Consider the following 17,765-nt stretch of genomic DNA (forward strand, 5'->3'; position numbering starts at 1 on the left):
AGATGCGGTTGTCATGCAGCCTGTCTAGAATGCGCGGAAATTTACTGGATACGCTTTTGAACAGTCCCGACCTCCAGACCATCATCGGTTTGCGCGAATGGATCGCCCTGCCCGAACTCGGCGTGGTCGGCCTGCGCGCAAAGATCGATACCGGCGCCAGCACCTCGGCCCTACATGCGACCGACATCAGCGAATTCAAGCGCAATGGCGAACGCTGGGTCCGTTTCACGGCGCACCTGGGTACGCTGGTGCAGAGCCGCCACCGCTGCGAAGCGCGGCTGGTGGCGCGCAAGATCATCAAAAGCTCGAACGGGCACGTACAAACGCGTTATGTGGTGCGTACGCTGTTGGCGCTGGGCGACCACCTGTGGCCGGTCGAATTCACCCTTACCTGTCGCAAGACCATGCGCTATCGCTTACTACTGGGGTCAAAAGCCCTGATGGACGGCAAATGGCTGGTCGACCCTGCTCGCACCTACGTGCAGGAAAAACCCCAGACTCTCACTCTTTCCGGTGCCCAATGAAAATCGCCGTGCTGTCGCGCAACCCACGCTTGTATTCGACCCGCCGTCTGGTGGAGGCCGGCCAGCAACGTGGCCATGAGGTGGTCGTCATCGACACCCTGCGCGCGTACATGAACATCGCCAGTCACAAGCCGCAAATCCATTACCGCGGCCGTCCGCTGGAAGGCTTCGACGCGGTGATCCCGCGGATCGGCGCCTCCGTCACCTTCTATGGCTGCGCGGTGCTGCGCCAATTCGAAATGCAGGGCGTTTTTCCGCTGAATGAATCAGTGGCCATTGCCCGCTCGCGCGACAAGCTGCGCTCGCTGCAACTGTTATCGCGCCGTGGTATCGGCCTGCCGGTGACCGGCTTTGCCCACTCGCCTGACGACATCGCCGACCTGATCCAGATGGTCAACGGCGCGCCGCTGGTGATCAAGGTGCTCGAAGGCACCCAGGGCATCGGCGTGGTGATGTGTGAAACCGCCACCGCCGCCGAGTCGGTGATCGAGGCCTTCATGGGCCTCAAGCAGGACATCATGGTGCAGGAATACATCAAGGAGGCTGGTGGTGCGGATATCCGCTGCTTCGTGGTTGGCGACAAAGTCATCGCCGCCATGAAGCGTCAGGCCAAACCCGGTGAGTTCCGCTCCAACCTGCACAGAGGCGGCACCGCCAGCCTGATCAAGATCACCCCGGAAGAACGGATGACCGCCATCCGCGCGGCCAAGGTGATGGGCCTCAGCGTGGCCGGCGTCGATATCCTGCGTTCCAACCACGGCCCGCTGGTGATGGAAGTGAACTCTTCCCCAGGCCTGGCAGGCATTGAAGAGACTACCGGCAAGGATGTCGCCGGGCTGATCATTCAGTACCTGGAAAAGAATGCTGGCCCGCATCTGACCCGGACGAAGGGGAAGGGCTAAGCAGGCCCTGGCAGCCAGCAGCAGCCGCTTTGCGCCGAACTCGCGGCTTTAGGGGCTAAGCAATTGGCAAGAGGCGGCTTCAGCTTATGGCTGGCAGCGGCCCTACGGCCTTACCGCATCCCTCGGCAGCAGCAACCCCAACGGCAGACTCACCCGCGCCTCGAGTCCGCCACCTTCGCGGTTGCGTAACTCGATCACACCACCATGTTGCGAGGCGATCCGCTTGACGATCGCCAGCCCCAGCCCGGCGCCCTGGCCGCCACGCGCCTTGTCGCCGCGAATGAACGGGTTGAATATCTCGCCCAGCTCCCGCGGATCAATGCCCGTGCCCCGGTCGAGTACGCTGAGCACGACATAGGGCGCATTGCTGTCTCCCGAAACATGGGCCGCAACCTCGACCCCATGGCCGCCATAACGCAGCGCGTTTTCGATCAGATTAACCAGCAGTCGCTTGATCGAAACCCGCCGCAACGCCAGCTGCGGCATTGGCTCGACACACAGGCGAACACTTTCGCCGTACTGGTTGTAGGGCGCCACGACCTCACGCACCAGTTCGCCCAGATCAACGCTTTCCACCGGCTCGTCACTGCCGTCGCGGACGAAGGCGAGGAACTGGTCGAGAATCGCATTCATGTCCTCGATATCGCGAACCATGTCGTCGGTGAGCTCGGCATCGCTCGACATCAGTTCGAGCGACAGACGCAAGCGCGTCAGAGGCGTGCGCAAGTCGTGAGACACGCCCGCAAGCATCAGCTCGCGCTCGCGGCCGGCCTGCTCGACGTCTTCCGCCATCTGGTTGAACGCGCGATAAACTTCGGTCATCTCGCTCGGCGTGTCACTGATGGGCAAGCGCACGCTGCGACCCTTGCCGATCTGCCGAGCGGCATAGACGAGGCGCTTGAGCGGCAGATTGAGCTGGCTGACGAAAATCCATGCCGCCGCCGTGGACAACAGGCCGATACCGAGAAACCAGCCGAGCACGCTCCAGATCCGTTGCCCGCGCAGCGGATAGGCATACAGAGGCACCTGCAGCCAGTCAGCCCCAAGCTCAGGGGCCCGCACCCAGATCGCCGTCTGCGGCTGGATGCGCACGCGCACCTCGGTGTCATCACCCAGCTCGGTCTGCATTTGCCGCTGGAAGATTTCGGTGTAGGGCCAGTGGTACTCGCTGGGCGGCACCTCCTCGGCGCTGACTCGCTGCAGCCCGGCCGCCTCAGCAATACGTTCACGGTTCTCCTCGTCGGCGGCCCAGTAGGCGCGCAGAGTCAACGCGGCGCCGTGGCTGTACTGGCGATCGACCATGACGTCCTCGTTCATCATCAGGTACACCAGCATCAGTACCTTGGAGAACAGCACCACGATCAGCACCATCCACAGCGTGCGGGCGAAGAAGCTTTGCGGGAACCAGAGCGGGGTTTTCATAGACAAGCCACGGCGCAAACGCCGGTTATCGAGCAGCCCGAGCGGACAGGCAGATTAGCGATAACGGCGGAAGCCCTAAGCATCCGCCGCCTGAAGGTGACTGTGCCGACTTACTTGTTGCCGTCCGGCACGAACACATAGCCGACGCCCCAAACGGTCTGGATATAGCGCGGCTTGGAGGGGTCCGGCTCAATCAGTCGGCGCAGGCGGGAGATCTGCACGTCGATGGAACGCTCGAGCGCATCCCATTCGCGACCGCGGGCCAGGTTCATCAGCTTGTCGCGGGTCAAGGGCTCGCGGGCATGCTGCACCAACGCTTTGAGCACGGCGAACTCACCGGTAGTCAGCATGTGCACCTCATCGCCTTTCTTCAGCTCGCGGGTGCCGAGGAACAGCTCGTAATCGCCGAAGGTGACGGTCTCGTCCTCGCTGCCTGGCGCGCCGGGTACCTGCGGCGCCTGGCGGCGCAGCACCGCCCGAATCCGCGCCAGCAACTCGCGCGGGTTGAACGGCTTGGCGAGGTAGTCGTCAGCGCCCTGCTCCAGCCCATGGATGCGGCTGGCCTCGTCGCCCTTGGCGGTCAGCATAATGATCGGGATCTGATTGCCGCCTTCGCGCAGACGTGAACAGGCGGAAAGCCCGTCCTCGCCCGGCATCATCAGGTCCAGCACGACCAGATGGAACAGCTCGCGGCTGAGCAGACGATCCATCTGCTCGGCACTCTCCACGGTTCGCACGCGATAGCCCTGCTCATCGAGAAACCGCTCGAGCAAGCGCCGCAACCGGGCATCGTCATCGACAATAAGGATCTTTTCGCCTTCGCTGGCGGGCGCAGTGCTGCTCATGGAAACTCCTGGAGAAATCGTCAACGCATTATGCGCACAGTGATAACAGCGCGACTGAAGCCATTGTTAGCAGATTTTGCAGGGCGAAGCCGAGAGCCAATGGAATGAGTCGGCATGACTCTCGCTGGCTTTTTCGTCCGACTGCCCGCCTCAAGCCATCCGCTGCCTTTATAATCGCGCCCTTTCGCGCAGGCCCGGCCTGCATGGTTTGACTGACCCAGGTAGGTTCATGGACAGCATCAATTCTCGCCTCGCCGCTGAACTGGGCGTGCGCCCGCAACAGGTTGCCGCCACCGTGGCGCTGCTCGACGAGGGCTCGACCGTGCCCTTCATCGCCCGTTACCGCAAGGAAGTCACCGGCAGCCTGGATGACACCCAGCTGCGCCTGCTCGAAGAGCGCCTGCGCTACCTGCGCGAGCTGGATGACCGCCGCGCCTCGATTCTTGCCAGCATCGAAGAACAGGGCAAGCTCACGCCCGAACTCAAGCGCGAGATCGACCTCGCCGACACCAAGACCCGCCTCGAAGACCTTTATCTGCCGTATAAGCAGAAGCGCCGCACCAAAGGCCAGATCGCGCTGGAAGCCGGTCTGGGCGAACTGGCCGATGCAATTTTTGCCGACCCCGAGCTGAACCCTGAGAGCGAAGCCGCGCGCTTCGTCGATGCCGAAAAGGGCTTCGCTGATATCAAGGCTGTGCTGGAAGGCGCCAAGTACATCCTCATGGAGCGCTTCGCCGAAGACGCCAACCTGCTGGCCAAGCTGCGCGACTTCCTGACTCACAACGCGACCCTCAGCGCGCGCGTGGTGCCCGGTAAAGAAAACGAAGGCGCCAAGTTCAGCGACTATTTCGAGCATGACGAACCACTGAAGGGCGCGCCGTCTCACCGCGCCCTGGCGATTTTCCGCGGGCGCAACGAAGGCGTGCTGAGCGTCAGCCTGAAGGTCGGCGACGAAGCGCCCGGTACCATGCACCCCGGTGAAGTGATGATCGGCGAGCGCTTCGGCATCGCCAACCGTGGCCGCGCGGCGGATAAGTGGCTGAGCGAAGTGGTGCGCTGGACCTGGAAGGTCAAGCTCTATACCCATCTGGAAACCGACCTGCTCGGCGAGCTACGCGACAAGGCCGAAGACGACGCCATCGGCGTGTTCGCGCGCAACATGCATGACCTGTTGCTGGCCGCGCCGGCCGGCCCGCGCGCTACCCTGGGCCTCGACCCCGGTCTGCGTACCGGCTGCAAGGTGGCGGTGGTCGACGCTACCGGCAAGCTGCTGGATACCGCCACCGTCTATCCGCATGCCCCGCGCAATGACTGGGACGGCACCTTGGCGGTGCTGGCGAAGCTCTGCGCCAAGCACGCCGTCGACCTGATTGCCATCGGCAACGGCACCGCCAGCCGCGAAAGCGACCGGCTCGCCGCCGATCTGATCAAGCAGGTTCCCGGCCTCAAGCTGACCAAGGTGATGGTCTCCGAAGCCGGCGCTTCTGTGTATTCAGCTTCGGAACTGGCCGCCAAGGAATTCCCGGACCTGGACGTCTCCATCCGCGGCGCCGTCTCTATCGCCCGTCGCCTGCAGGATCCGCTGGCCGAATTGGTGAAGATCGAGCCCAAGGCCATCGGCGTCGGCCAGTACCAGCACGACGTTTCCCAGCTCAAGCTGGCGCGGTCGCTGGATGCGGTGGTCGAGGACTGCGTGAACGCCGTCGGCGTCGACGTCAACACCGCTTCGGTGGCGCTGCTGGCTCGCATTTCCGGCCTTAACACCACCCTGGCGCAAAACATCGTCGCCTACCGCGATGCCAACGGGGCGTTCACCGCACGCAGCGAGCTGAAAAAAGTGCCACGCCTGGGCGACAAGACCTTCGAACAGGCCGCCGGTTTTCTCCGGGTGATGAATGGCAGCAACCCGCTGGACGCCTCGGCCGTTCACCCGGAAACCTATCCCCTGGTCAAACGCATCGCCACCGACACCGGCCGCGACATCCGCTCGCTGATTGGTGACTCGGCATTCCTAAAGCGCCTGGATCCGAAGCAATTCACTGACGAAAGCTTCGGTCTGGTGACTGTCAGCGACATTCTTCAGGAGCTGGAAAAGCCCGGACGCGATCCGCGACCCGAGTTCAAGACAGCCGAGTTCCAGGACGGCGTGGAAAAACTCAGCGACCTCACGCCCGGCATGGTGCTCGAAGGCGTGGTGACCAACGTGACCAACTTCGGCGCCTTCGTCGATATTGGCGTGCATCAGGACGGGCTGGTGCACATCTCCGCGTTGTCGGAGAAGTTCGTCAAGGATCCGTACGAGGTGGTCAAAGCCGGCGACATCGTCAAGGTCAAGGTCATGGAAGTGGACATCCCACGCCAGCGTGTCGGCCTGTCCATGCGCATGAGCGATACCCCCGGCGAGAAGGCGGACAACATGCGCGGGGGTAGCAACAACCGTGGCGGCCAGGCACGCGGCGAGCGCAAGACGGCTAAGGCGGAGACCAAGCCGGCTCCGGCCAACAACGCCATGGCTGCGCTGTTCGCCAACGCCAAGAGCCTGAGGAAATAAGCGTGCGTGAAGTCGAAGCAGTGGGCAGCAGCAGTGCCTTCGGGCGGCTGCTGGGGCTGGAGATTGTCGAGGTCGCAAATGGAAAAGCGTTGCTACGCCTGACCATGCACGATGGCCTGCGCAATCTCCACGGCAAGCTGCACGGCGGCGCCCTGTTCTCACTCATCGACACCGCCATGGGCCAGGCCAGCCACAGCCTCAACGGCGGCGAGCCGAACAGCGTGACGCTCGAGTGCAAGGTCAACTACATCCGCCCCGTTACTGAGGGCGAACTGACCTGCCGTGCCTGGGTGGTGCATGGCGGCCGCCGGACCCAGGTGCTCGAAGCCGAGGTCCAGCAGGGCGAAAAATTAGTAGCCAAGGCTCAGGCGACCTTTTCGGTCATCTGAGTCATCGGACCGCAGCGGGGGTTCGCAGGAAACGCCCCGCAGCAGTGCGTGGTCCAACGCTGACGGCCTCTTGTAGAGCGTGCGATCCATCCCCATATTGTGCCGACTGACGCGTGAAGGAATTCCCAATTGAGCGATCTTCTCTCCCACCGCCTGGCGCTGCTGGCCGAGCACCACAACCTGTCGCTGCTCTCGCAATGCCTGCATGGGATCGAGCGTGAATGCCTGCGGGTCGACGCCGATGGTCAGCTCGCGCTGACGCCGCATCCGCTCGCATTGGGCTCGGCGCTGACCCACCCGAAGATCACCACGGATTATTCCGAAGCGCTGCTGGAATTCATCACCGGCACCGAAACCGACCCGACCAAGACCCTGGCCGAGCTCGACGCCATCCATCGCTATACCTACAGTCAGCTGGATGCCGAATACCTCTGGAGCCCGTCGATGCCGGGACACCTGCCGGAGGAGGAGCAGATTCCGATCGCCGAGTACGGCAGCTCGAACATCGGTCGACTGAAGTACGTGTATCGCCAAGGCCTGGCGCTGCGTTACGGAAAAACCATGCAGTGCATCGCCGGCATCCATTACAACTTCTCGCTGCCCGAGGCGCTGTGGGCTGCGTTGCAGGCCGATGAGAGCGACCAGCGCTCTGCGCAGGACTATCAGTCCTGGCGCTATATCGCACTGATCCGCAACTTCCGCCGCTACAGCTGGCTACTGATGTATCTGTTCGGCGCCTCGCCCGCATTGGATGCCAGTTTCATGCGTGGTCGCCCGCATCAGCTCCAGCAGCTCGACGAAGACACCCTTTATCTGCCTTACGCCACCAGCCTGCGCATGAGTGATCTGGGTTACCAGAGCAACGCCCAGGCCGGCCTTACGCCCTGCTACGACGATCTACCAAGCTACACCAGCAGCCTGCACAAGGCGGTGTCGACGCCCTACCCCGATTACGCAGCGCTGGGCACCAAGGATGCTGATGGCAACTGGCAGCAGCTCAACACCAACGTCTTGCAGATCGAGAACGAGTACTACTCGAACATCCGTCCCAAGCGCGTCACCGGCACCGGGGAACGCCCGCTGCATGCGCTGCGCGCGCGGGGCATCCAATACATCGAAGTGCGCTGTCTGGACATCAACCCCTTCCTGCCATTGGGCATAGACATCAGCGAAGCGCGCTTTCTCGATGCCTTCCTCCTGTTCTGCACCTTGCAGCAGAGCCCTTGCCTGATAGAGGGCGAATGCCGTGCCAGCAGCGACAACTTCCTCAAGGTCGTCAAGGAAGGTCGCAAGCCCGGGCTCGAGCTGCAGCGCTGCAACGAAGACGTCAGCCTGCAGCAATGGGCGAGCGAACTGATTGGCCAAATCGGCCAGGTCGCCGCGCTGCTCGACCGCAGCCACGGCGGTGACGAGCATGCTCGCGCGGTTGCCGAACAACAGGCCAAGGTTGACGACAGCAGCCTGACGCCATCTGCCCGCGTACTTGAAGAGTTGCAGCGCAACGGTGAAAGCTTCAGCCAGTTCGCCCTGCGTCAGACCCGCCAGCACGCCGAGGACTTCCGTGGCCGTGCGTTGTCCGATGCCGACATGGCCTGGTTCGATGAGGCTTCGCGTAACTCGCTGACACAGCAGGCGCAGGTGGAAGCCGCCGATACTCAGGACTTCGACAGTTTTGTCGAAGACTACCAGCGCAGCCTGACCAGCCTCGGCGGAGCCTAGTCTTCACCAGCAGTCCCGCGGGATCGCTCTAGTCCGGTGGCTTGGGCGGGGCGCCGGATATGCTGCGGCAAGATGTGAACTTTTCCCTCCTTCTCAGGGTTCCAATGTGTGTCTTCGGCGCGCCGATGCAGCGCGCCGAAGCCTCAAAAGAACAAGAAGAAGAGAGGTGCATTCATGTCGCTACTGGACCTGTTGGTGTCCGCCCGCAAGGGCAGCCTGACCACGGCAATCACCATTGCCTTGTTGATCGGGCTGATTCTGCAGATCGATGGACTTATCCCAGACCCCGCGCTCCACCTGATCGGCGATGCGATGGAGGTGCGCTCAGCGAGCCTCTACGCAACGCCGGACTGAATCGAGGCGGCGCAGGGCCGCCGCTCGATCACAGCGCCTTTTCGAAGATTTTCGAATTGCGCTGGAAGTTGTAGAGCGAGGCCCGTGCGGCTGGCAGGCGCTCGACACCGCTGGGCTCGAAGCCACGCTCGCGAAACCAGTGCGCCGTGCGGGTGGTGAGCACGAACAGGGTTTTCAGACCCAACGCCCTGGCACGCGCCTCGATACGCTCGAGCAACTCGTCGCCACGTCCGCCGTGACGGTATTCCGGGTTTACCGCCAGGCAGGCTAGCTCACCGGAGTCGGAATCGGCGATGGGGTAAAGCGCCGCGCAGGCGATGATCAAGCCGTCGCGCTCGACGATGCTGAACTGCTCGACCTCGCGCTCCAGTACTTCGCGTGAGCGGCGCACCAGAATGCCCTGCTCTTCCAGTGGCGTGATCAGGTCAATCAGCCCGCCGACGTCCTCAATGGTCGCCTCGCGCAGTTGCTCGAACTGCTCCTGGGTCACCAGGGTGCCGTCGCCGCCGTCACGGGTGAACAGCTCGTTGAGCAGCGAACCGTCCTCGGCGTAGCTGATCACATGGCTGCGACGCACGCCGCCTTTGCAGGCCTGCGCGGCGGCATCCAGCAGCTCGGCCTGGTAGGTGCCGACGAGGCGTTCGAGGTAGGCCGGAACCTGCGGTGGACGCAGCTCGCGCACCAACTTGCCGCTTTCATCGCGCAGGCCGCGTTCGGACCCATAGAGCACCAGCTTGTCGGCTTGAAGGTCAATGGCGGCGCGGGTGGCGATGTCTTCGCAGGCGATATTGAAAATCTCACCGGTCGGGGAATACCCCAGCGGCGACAGCAACACGATGGTGCGCTCGTCCAGCAAACGACCGATGCCCTTGCGGTCGACCCGCCGCACTTCGCCGGTGTGCTGGTAGTCGACGCCATCGTGAACGCCGATGGGCCGCGCGGTGATGAAGTTGCCGCTGGCCACGCGCAACCGCGCCCCCTGCATCGGCGAGGCAGCCATGTCCATCGACAGGCGGGCTTCAAGGGCGATGCGCATATGCCCGACGGCATCGATCACGCATTCCAGCGTGGCGGTATCAGTGATGCGCAGGTCACGGTGAAAGCGCGGCTCGATACCGCGTGCGGCCAGCCGCGCCTCGATCTGCGGACGTGAACCGAACGCCAGCACCAGACGCACGCCGAGGCTGTGCAGCAGCACCAGATCGTGAACGATATTGGCGAAATTGGGGTGCTCCAGGCCATCGCCGGGCAGCATCACCACGAAGGTGCGGTCACGATGCGAATTGATATAGGGCGATGAGTCGCGAAGCCAGGTGACGTAGTTATGCATTGCGAAAGCCTTAGATAACAGCTTTGTTCAGTCCGGGAGCCGGGTCGAGTATGGAGATGGAGGGAGCAGGTTCACACTGCGATCATGTCGCCAGACCTGCTCCTATCCTCGGCCTGGTTGCAGGCAATAGTGTTCGATCATCCCGCGCAACACCCTTACGGTGGGTTCGATTCGGTCCAGGTCCAGGTATTCGTCTGGCTGGTGCGCGCAGGCGATATCACCCGGGCCAAGTACCAGCGTCTCGCAGCCAAGCTGCTGAAGATAAGGCGCTTCGGTGGCGAAGGCTACCGCCTCGGCGACATGGCCGGTGAGGCGTTCGGCCAGTTTGACCAGCTCGGCCTCGGCAGGCTGATCGAAGGCAGGCACGCTAGGGAACAGCGGGGCCAGGTCGATCTTCACCTGATGCCGGTCAGCCACCGGGCGTAAGCGCCCGGCGATAGCATCGCGTAGCTGATCGGGCTCCATCCCCGGCAGCGGCCGCAAATCGTACTCCAGTGAACACTGGCCGCAGATACGGTTGGGATTGTCGCCGCCATGGATGCAGCCGAGGTTGAGTGTCGGCTGCGGTACGTCGAACAACGGGTTGTTGTACTGACCCTGCCATTCGCGGCGCAGCGTCATCAGCTCGCTCATGACGTCGTGCATGGCTTCCAGGGCGCTGTGCCCATAAGCGGGATTGGACGAGTGCCCACTTTGCCCGTGAATCTCGATGCCTTCCATCATGATGCCCTTGTGCAGGCGCACCGGCCGCAGCCCGGTCGGCTCGCCGATCACCGCGGCGCGCCCCAGCGGCCGCCCGGCATTGGCCAGGGCACGGGCGCCGGACATGGAGCTTTCTTCATCGCAGGTGGCGAGGATCAGCAGCGGCTGGCGGAACGGCTTATCAAGCAGCGGCAGAACCGCCTCGATGATCAACGCGAAGAAGCCTTTCATGTCGCAGCTGCCCAAGCCGTACCAGCGGTCGTCTGCTTCGCGCAGCTGCAGCGGCTCGGCCGTCCACAGCTCGGCATCGAAGGGCACTGTGTCGCTATGGCCGGCGAGCACCAAGCCGCCGGGGCCACTGCCAAGGCTAGCCAGCAGGTTGAACTTGCCGGGGGTGATCTCCTGCACGTCGCAGGCAAAGCCGAGATCGCTCAGCCAGTCCGCAAGGAGGTCGATGACCGGGCGATTGGTCTGATCCCAATGCGCCTGGGTGCAACTTACAGATGGCGCAGCGATCAGCGCGGCGAACTGGTCTTTAAGCGAGGGAATGGGCACCGACAGCCTCCTGAAAGACGGAAAAGACGAAGGCACCAGTGAAACATGAAACGCGCCGCCGCAGCTTTACCGTCGGGGTAAAAACTGCGGCGGCGCGTTGATCAGACGAAGATCGCCTTGAGGATGGTAAAGAACACGATCGACAGGAAAGCCCCGGCCGGCAGCGTGATCAACCAGGACATGAAGATCGAACCAACCACGCCGAGGTTCAGCGCACCGATACCACGCGCAATGCCGATGCCAAGTACGGCGCCAACCAACGTATGGGTGGTCGAGACCGGCAGCCCGATGGCGGACGCACCAACAACCGTGGTTGCGGTTGCCAGTTCTGCGGCGAAGCCACGGCTAGGGGTCAGCTCGGTGATTTCCTTACCGATAGTGGCGATCACTTTGTAGCCGTAAGTGGCCAGGCCGATAACGATACCCACCGCGCCCAGCAGCAGAACCCAACCCGGGACCGGAGACTTGGCAGCAATTTCCGCAGCGCCACCCGACTGGATGACACCGACCACGGCCGCCAGCGGGCCTACCGCGTTGGCCACGTCGTTTGCGCCGTGTGCGAAGGCCATGGAACAGGCGGTAAAGATCATCAGCACGGCAAACACTTTTTCAACGCTGGCGTAGTGAAAGGTACGGTCGGCCTCGACGTCGAGCTTGATCCGCGACAGCAGCGCGATCCCCGCCAGCATCACCAGCACGCCGATGGCGAACGCCAGAAGGATGCCCTGGCCGCCACTCAGGGTCAGGCCAACATGCTTGAGGCCCTTGGTGACTGTCATCAGCGCGACCATGAACCCCGTGAGGAACATGTACAGCGGCACGAAGCGCTTGGCGTTGAGAAACGGATCGTCGGTGTTGATGATCAGCTTCTGCACGCTCATGAACAGACCAAAAGCGACGATGCCGGATAGCATGGGCGTCACCACCCAACTGGCCACGATGGGGCCGATGGCATCCCAATGCACCGCATCGGTGGACACCCCGACCGCAGCAAAGCCGATCACCGCACCGATGATCGAGTGCGTGGTGGAAACCGGCCAACCTTTCATGGTGGCGATCATCAGCCAGGTGCCGGCTGCCAGCAGCGCCGACATCATGCCCAGCACCATCAGATCGGGCGATATGACTTCCGCATCGACGATGCCGTTCTTGATGGTCTCGGTGACCTCGCCGCCCGCCAGGTAGGCACCGCAGAACTCGAAGATCATCGCGACGATGATGGCCTGCTTGATCGTCAGCGCCCGGGAACCCACCGAGGTACCCATGGCGTTGGCCACGTCATTGGCGCCTACGCCCCAGGCCATGAAGAAACCGAAAGCGCAGGCGAGCACGAGAAGTACGAAGCCGTATTCCGCGATAAAGGACATAAGGAATTACCTGTTGAACCAGAAAAGACGCTGGCGCCTCAGCGCGCCAGCAATTGTTCCAGACGGTTGCCGACTCGCTCGGCACGGTCAGCTACGTCACCGATCCATTCGATGATTTTGTAGAGGAACATGACGTCGACTGGAGGCAATTCCTTTTCCAGCTTGAACAGGGCACGGCGCACCGTGATCTGCATGCGGTCGGTTTCGCGCTCGATTTCCTCGAGCTCCTCGACCATTTTCTCGACCAGCGTGGCCTCTCGGCCGGCAAAGCCGGTTTCCAGCAACGAGTCCAGCTCCTTCAGCGCTTTCAGCGCCTGGCAGCTGGCGTCCACGCTACGCTGCACGAAGGCCATCATCTCCGGCTGCAGCGCCGGCGGAATGGTCATGCAACGGCCCAGCATCAGACCGGCAATGTCCTTGGCACGGTTGGCAATTTTGTCCTGTACACTCAGCAGCTCCAGCAGATCCGAGCGCGGAACCGGCAGAAACAGGCTCTTGGGCAGATGTTGACGGACGCTCTTCTTGAGCTTGTCGGCCTCGTTTTCCAGTCGGGCCATCTCTTTCTGGATCTGTTCGACCCGTTCCCAATCTTCGGCTGTAATCGCCTGGAACAGCGGCACCAGGTTGGCGGCACATTCGTGGGATTTAGCCATGTGCTGCTGCATCGGCCCAATAGGCGAGCGTCCGAACAGGCTGACGAAAGGATTGATTGGCATAGGGAGCACCCCGGCTTCAGAAGGCGGCAAGTATACGGATGACCTCAAAGGGCCGCTACCAAGTGACGTAGGTCACACTCAAACATAGGCATCATCTCGGCACCATGCAGAAAGAAACCGAAATCAAACTGCGCGTCAGTCGCGAAACCCTGGCGGCGCTGCGCGAGCATCCGCTGCTGAAGAAACGCAACAAGAGCGGCTGGCAGCGGCACGAACTCTTCAACCAGTACTACGACACCTCCGAGCGCGACCTGGCTCAGGCCAAGGTCGCACTGCGTCTGCGCCGCGACGGCGAGCAGTTCATTCAGACGCTGAAAAGCCGCGGCCAGAGCGTGGCTGGGCTGTCCGAACGCAACGAGTGGGATTGGTACCTGGACAAGGCCAAGCTGGACCTGAAAAAACTCGCGGACGAGTGCTGGCCCGCGAGTCTGGCCGATCTGGACAAGAAAACCCTGAAGCCGATCTTCACCACGGACTTCGTCCGCGAAAAAGCCGAAATCGCCTGGGGTCGCGGCAAGGCCAAGGTGGTTATCGAAGCGGCGCTGGATCTGGGCAAGGTCGTGGTCGGCAAGCAGAGCGAGGAAATCTGCGAGCTGGAGTTGGAGCTGCGCCAAGGCGAGCCCGAGGCTCTGCTGGAGCTGGCCGCCGAGCTGGCCACCGATCTCCCCTTGATGCCCTGCGACATCAGCAAAGCCGAGCGCGGCTACCGCCTGTATGACGCCGACAGCTACTCGCTAAGCCTGCCCGCACCGACGCTCGCGGCGACCATGCCGCTGGACGACGCCTTTGCCGCGCTGGCCTGGCAGCTGCTGGGTAATAGCCAGCGGTTGGCCGAACAGTACCGCTTCAATGGCCATTGGAGACTGCTGGCCGAATGGCTGCAGCAACTGGTCGAACTGCGCGCCCTGCTGGGCAGCCTCGGTCAGGCGGCCCCCCGCGCCACCAGCCGCGAGCTGCGCGAACAACTCGATGCACTGATTCAGGATTGGCGTCCCCAGGTCGAAGCCGGACGCGATGACGAAAGCGTGCGCCAGGCAGCGCCTGAAGGATTTGCCGCTGAATTGTCCGCGCCACGCTGGGGCCTGTTCTCGCTGAACGCCTCACTCTGGCTACTGCAGCGCGCCTGGACCGCCGAGCGTAACAACCGCGGCAACCGCCAGGGCGCAGCCGAGCTGGGCAATTGGCTGCCGCGCCTGCTGGGCGAGGAAGCCGAGGCATTGCAATTGCTGCGCTACCAGCAACAGCCCGAAGACCTCGCCGAACAGCGGCCGCGCATGGAGCGACTGCTGGTCTGGCTGCACTTGGCCCGCACCACGCTGGAGCTGCCGGAAGCGGACCGTCTGTTCGGCGAACTGGCCAAGCTGTACGAACTGGCAGGACAGCCACTGGATGACGAGCTGCTTGAGGCTCGTGTTGAGCAGGCTCGCGTGGTCTGGACGCTCAAATCCTGGAAGTTGCTGACGAAGTAGCGCGCCGTGCGGCCTGCCGGCATTCGGCCTGCCTGTTGCCCCAGGTGGACTAAAGCCCACCCTAGGTGAAGGACTGGTGAAGTAGCGGGCCCCGCCCGGGTAAAAGCCGCACCCGTGGGGTGGACCGGGCAGCGTTCCGCTTCAGCCCACCGGTGACCCGCAACCTCCATTCGACACCCGACCTATTACCGGCACCGTAGGCTGGACTAAGCCACCGCACAGCTGCGGTTCGAGCCACCCGCCCGCCGCCCAATTCGGGCCAGCCCGACATCACATAAAGCTGGACCGACCGGCAGACAGCGCGTCGATTTATCGGCAAGCTTGGCCTTCGTTTCCGCCACGACCGAAGGACCCCATGTCCGTGTTGAACTCGCCTACCCAGGACCGTTTCCTCGACCTCAATGATCTGCTGCGCGATCTGGTCGCGCAGAGGCGACTGTCGCAGGAAACGGCCGAGCAATGCATGACCTTGCGACGCAGTTCGGCCAACAGTCAGCAGCATCCGCTGGAGTTCCTGGGTGCGCAGCAGCTGGACGACCTGACGCGTCCCGGCAAGAAACTCGATCTGGAAACCCTCACCGCCTGGCTCGCCGAACAGGCCGGGCAACCCTATCTGCGCATCGACCCGCTGAAGATCAACGTCGCGGCGGTCACCCCGCTGATGTCCTACGCATTCGCCCAGCGGCACAAGATCCTCGCGGTGGCGGTCGACAGCTCGGCGGTTACCATCGCCAGCAGCCAGCCCTTCGTGAAGAGCTGGGAAGCCAACCTCACCCATGTGCTCCAGCGACCGATCAAGCGGGTTGTGGCCAATCCTGTCGACCTGCAGCGCTTCACCGTCGAGTTCTACCGCTTGGCCAAATCGGTCAGCGGCGCCACGGCAACCGATCAGAAGGTCAGCGGCACAGGTAATTTCGAGCAACTGCTCAACCTCGGCGCCAGCGATCAGGAGCCGGATGCCAACGACTCGCACATCATCAACATCGTCGACTGGCTGTTCCAGTACGCCTTTGACCAGCGCGCCAGCGATATCCACATCGAGCCTCGACGCGAACAGGGCACGGTGCGCTTTCGCATCGACGGTGTGCTGCACAACGTCTATCAGTTCCCGCCGCAGGTGGCGATGGCAGTGGTGAGTCGCCTGAAGACGCTGGGGCGGATGAACGTCGCCGAAAAGCGCAAGCCGCAGGACGGACGGGTGAAGACCAAGACGCCGGATGGCGGAGAGGTGGAGCTGCGCCTGTCGACCCTGCCGACAGCCTTCGGTGAAAAGATGGTGATGCGAATCTTCGACCCGGAAGTGTTGCTCAAGGGCTTCGATCAGTTGGGCTTTTCCGCCGAAGACTTGCGCCGCTGGCAGAGCATGACCGGTCAGCCAAACGGCATCATCCTGGTTACCGGACCAACCGGCTCGGGCAAGACCACCACGCTCTACACCACCCTCAAGCAGCTGGCGACGCCGGAGGTGAACGTCTGCACCATCGAAGATCCTATCGAGATGATCGAAGGCGCCTTCAACCAGATGCAGGTGCAACACAACATCGAGCTGACCTTTGCCAGCGGCGTGCGCGCCCTGATGCGCCAGGACCCGGACATCATCATGGTCGGCGAGATTCGCGATCTGGAAACGGCGGAAATGGCAATCCAGGCGGCGCTGACCGGGCATCTGGTGCTGTCCACGCTGCACACCAACGATGCGCCATCGGCAATCACACGGCTGCTGGAACTGGGCGTGCCGCATTACCTGCTGCGGGCGACGCTCCTTGGCGTCATGGCGCAGCGCCTGGTGCGTACGCTATGTCCGCACTGCAAGGCACCGGTGCAGTTGGATGCGGATGACTGGCAGGCCCTGACCAAACCCTGGAATGCGCCGTTGCCTAGCCATGCGCAACAGGCGGTGGGTTGTATCGAATGCCGCGACACGGGCTACCGCGGCCGCGCCGGGGTCTACGAGATCATGCTGCTCAACGATGCGATCAAGCCGCTGATCACCGCCGACACCGACCTCATCGCCCTGCGCCGCCAGGCCTTCAAGGACGGCATGCACAGCTTGCGGCTGTCCGGCGCTCAGAAGATCGCCGCGGGGCTTACAACCCTGGAAGAGGTTCTCAGGGTCACGCCGCAAAGCGAGCAGAAATAGCGGGACGGCTTATGGTGAGGCTGAAGCCACACTCGAACTCCCGCCTCGCTCTAAGACAGCAGAACTGTTTAGTTGCCGCTTCTCGACGCCACCAGCGTCGCCACCTGGCCCGACTCGCAGTTGAGGTAAGCCGACGACTGCAGCCATTGCTGATCTGGATACCAGGAAAACATGAATTGCCCGCCCTTGAGACTGTCGACCACCATGCGCGCCACTTCCGGGCGAACCGCTGGGCAGCCTTGGCTGCGACCGATACGCCCTTGGGTCTCGATCCAGGCCGGATTCACGTAGTCGGCCGGATGGATGACGATGGCCCGCTCGCGCGCCAAGTCGTTGACCCCAGGCTCGAGCCCGTCCATGCGCAGCGAGTAGCCGTGCTTGCCGCTGTAGCTCTCGGCAGTGCGGAACAGGCCGAGGCTCGACTGATGACTGCCCTCCACGTTGGAGAAACGCGTGGCCTGGTTCTCACCCGAACCGTTGCCATGAGCGACGAAATCCTTGAGCAACAAACGCCCACGCTGCAGGTCGAAAATCCACAGTCGGCGCTCCGAGGAAGGCAGAGAAAAGTCGATGACGGCCAGACGTTGAGCCGGCGTCGCGCCATGATTCACAGCGCAATGCATAGCCGCGACAGCGTGGGTCAACACGACCGGATCGAGCGTGGGTGCCACGCGGGAAAGATCGTCCACCAGCGGCTGATAAGCAGGCGGAGCGGCCAACAGCGGCATGGACAAGAGCAAGCCGGCGGCCAAACAGAGGCGGCGAAGCGAAACCATCATT

Annotated in this window: 15 protein-coding genes; 8 read left to right on the forward strand and 7 right to left on the reverse strand. The window is 62.8% G+C overall.

The window, feature by feature from the left end; genetic code table 11:
• Positions 1-29 precede the first annotated feature (29 nt).
• Both AAGW23_RS02540 and rimK read left to right on the forward strand, forming a co-directional pair.
• Complete coding sequence (locus AAGW23_RS02540) at positions 30-524, forward strand: ATP-dependent zinc protease family protein (RefSeq protein WP_102836506.1); 495 nt, start codon at positions 30-32, stop codon at positions 522-524.
• The gene (rimK, locus tag AAGW23_RS02545) at positions 521-1,426 is read left to right on the forward strand and encodes a 30S ribosomal protein S6--L-glutamate ligase (RefSeq protein WP_019340871.1); all 906 of its coding nucleotides are present in this window, start codon (positions 521-523) and stop codon (positions 1,424-1,426) included. Before AAGW23_RS02540 ends, rimK begins: the two co-directional genes overlap by 4 nt.
• A gap of 102 nt (positions 1,427-1,528) precedes the next feature.
• Here rimK and AAGW23_RS02550 read toward each other — a convergent pair whose 3' ends face one another.
• Both AAGW23_RS02550 and ompR read right to left on the reverse strand, forming a co-directional pair.
• Complete coding sequence (locus AAGW23_RS02550; RefSeq protein ID WP_342404788.1) at positions 1,529-2,848, reverse strand: ATP-binding protein; 1,320 nt, start codon at positions 2,846-2,848, stop codon at positions 1,529-1,531.
• 110 nt (positions 2,849-2,958) lie between these two features.
• Positions 2,959-3,693 (reverse strand): two-component system response regulator OmpR, encoded by a 735-nt coding sequence (gene ompR, locus AAGW23_RS02555; RefSeq protein ID WP_342404789.1) that lies wholly within the window; start codon positions 3,691-3,693, stop codon positions 2,959-2,961.
• Between the two features lie 229 nt (positions 3,694-3,922).
• Here ompR and AAGW23_RS02560 point away from each other — a divergent pair, with 229 nt between their 5' ends.
• From AAGW23_RS02560 to AAGW23_RS02575, 4 genes are all read left to right on the forward strand, one after another.
• Entirely contained in the window at positions 3,923-6,244 is a 2,322-nt protein-coding gene (locus tag AAGW23_RS02560; protein WP_342404790.1) for a Tex family protein, read from the forward strand.
• A gap of 2 nt (positions 6,245-6,246) precedes the next feature.
• Positions 6,247-6,633, forward strand: a complete 387-nt coding sequence (locus AAGW23_RS02565) for a PaaI family thioesterase (RefSeq protein ID WP_425540803.1) — start codon at positions 6,247-6,249, stop codon at positions 6,631-6,633.
• A 129-nt stretch (positions 6,634-6,762) separates the two neighbouring features.
• Positions 6,763-8,352, forward strand: coding sequence for a glutamate--cysteine ligase (gene gshA, locus AAGW23_RS02570; RefSeq protein ID WP_342404791.1), 1,590 nt, complete (start codon positions 6,763-6,765; stop codon positions 8,350-8,352).
• Positions 8,353-8,526: 174 nt separating this feature from the next.
• Positions 8,527-8,706 carry a hypothetical protein gene (locus AAGW23_RS02575; protein WP_342404792.1) on the forward strand — a complete coding sequence of 60 codons (180 nt, stop codon included), beginning with the start codon at positions 8,527-8,529 and terminating at the stop codon, positions 8,704-8,706.
• Between the two features lie 28 nt (positions 8,707-8,734).
• On the opposite strand, the gene argA is transcribed toward AAGW23_RS02575, so the two are convergent.
• The 4 genes from argA to AAGW23_RS02595 all read right to left on the reverse strand — a co-directional run bounded on the left by argA (position 8,735) and on the right by AAGW23_RS02595 (position 13,376).
• Entirely contained in the window at positions 8,735-10,036 is a 1,302-nt protein-coding gene (gene argA, locus AAGW23_RS02580; protein WP_342404793.1) for an amino-acid N-acetyltransferase, read from the reverse strand.
• 102 nt (positions 10,037-10,138) lie between these two features.
• Entirely contained in the window at positions 10,139-11,293 is a 1,155-nt protein-coding gene (gene argE / locus AAGW23_RS02585; protein WP_342404794.1) for an acetylornithine deacetylase, read from the reverse strand.
• Between the two features lie 101 nt (positions 11,294-11,394).
• Positions 11,395-12,660 (reverse strand): inorganic phosphate transporter, encoded by a 1,266-nt coding sequence (locus AAGW23_RS02590; protein ID WP_342404795.1) that lies wholly within the window; start codon positions 12,658-12,660, stop codon positions 11,395-11,397.
• Positions 12,661-12,698: 38 nt separating this feature from the next.
• A complete protein-coding gene (locus AAGW23_RS02595) occupies positions 12,699-13,376 on the reverse strand; it encodes a TIGR00153 family protein (protein WP_045164191.1) in 678 nt (225 codons plus the stop codon).
• 104 nt (positions 13,377-13,480) lie between these two features.
• On the opposite strand from AAGW23_RS02595, the gene AAGW23_RS02600 reads away from it, so the two are divergent.
• Positions 13,481-14,845, forward strand: coding sequence for an inorganic triphosphatase (locus AAGW23_RS02600; RefSeq protein WP_342404796.1), 1,365 nt, complete (start codon positions 13,481-13,483; stop codon positions 14,843-14,845).
• A gap of 355 nt (positions 14,846-15,200) precedes the next feature.
• Entirely contained in the window at positions 15,201-16,985 is a 1,785-nt protein-coding gene (locus tag AAGW23_RS02605) for a GspE/PulE family protein (RefSeq protein ID WP_342404797.1), read from the forward strand.
• Positions 16,986-17,053: 68 nt separating this feature from the next.
• On the opposite strand, the gene AAGW23_RS02610 is transcribed toward AAGW23_RS02605, so the two are convergent.
• Complete coding sequence (locus AAGW23_RS02610) at positions 17,054-17,764, reverse strand: murein L,D-transpeptidase catalytic domain family protein (protein WP_342404798.1); 711 nt, start codon at positions 17,762-17,764, stop codon at positions 17,054-17,056.
• Between the last annotated feature and the right edge of the window lies 1 nt (position 17,765).

The organism is Stutzerimonas chloritidismutans, from assembly GCF_038562055.1.
GTDB lineage: Bacteria > Pseudomonadota > Gammaproteobacteria > Pseudomonadales > Pseudomonadaceae > Stutzerimonas > Stutzerimonas chloritidismutans_A.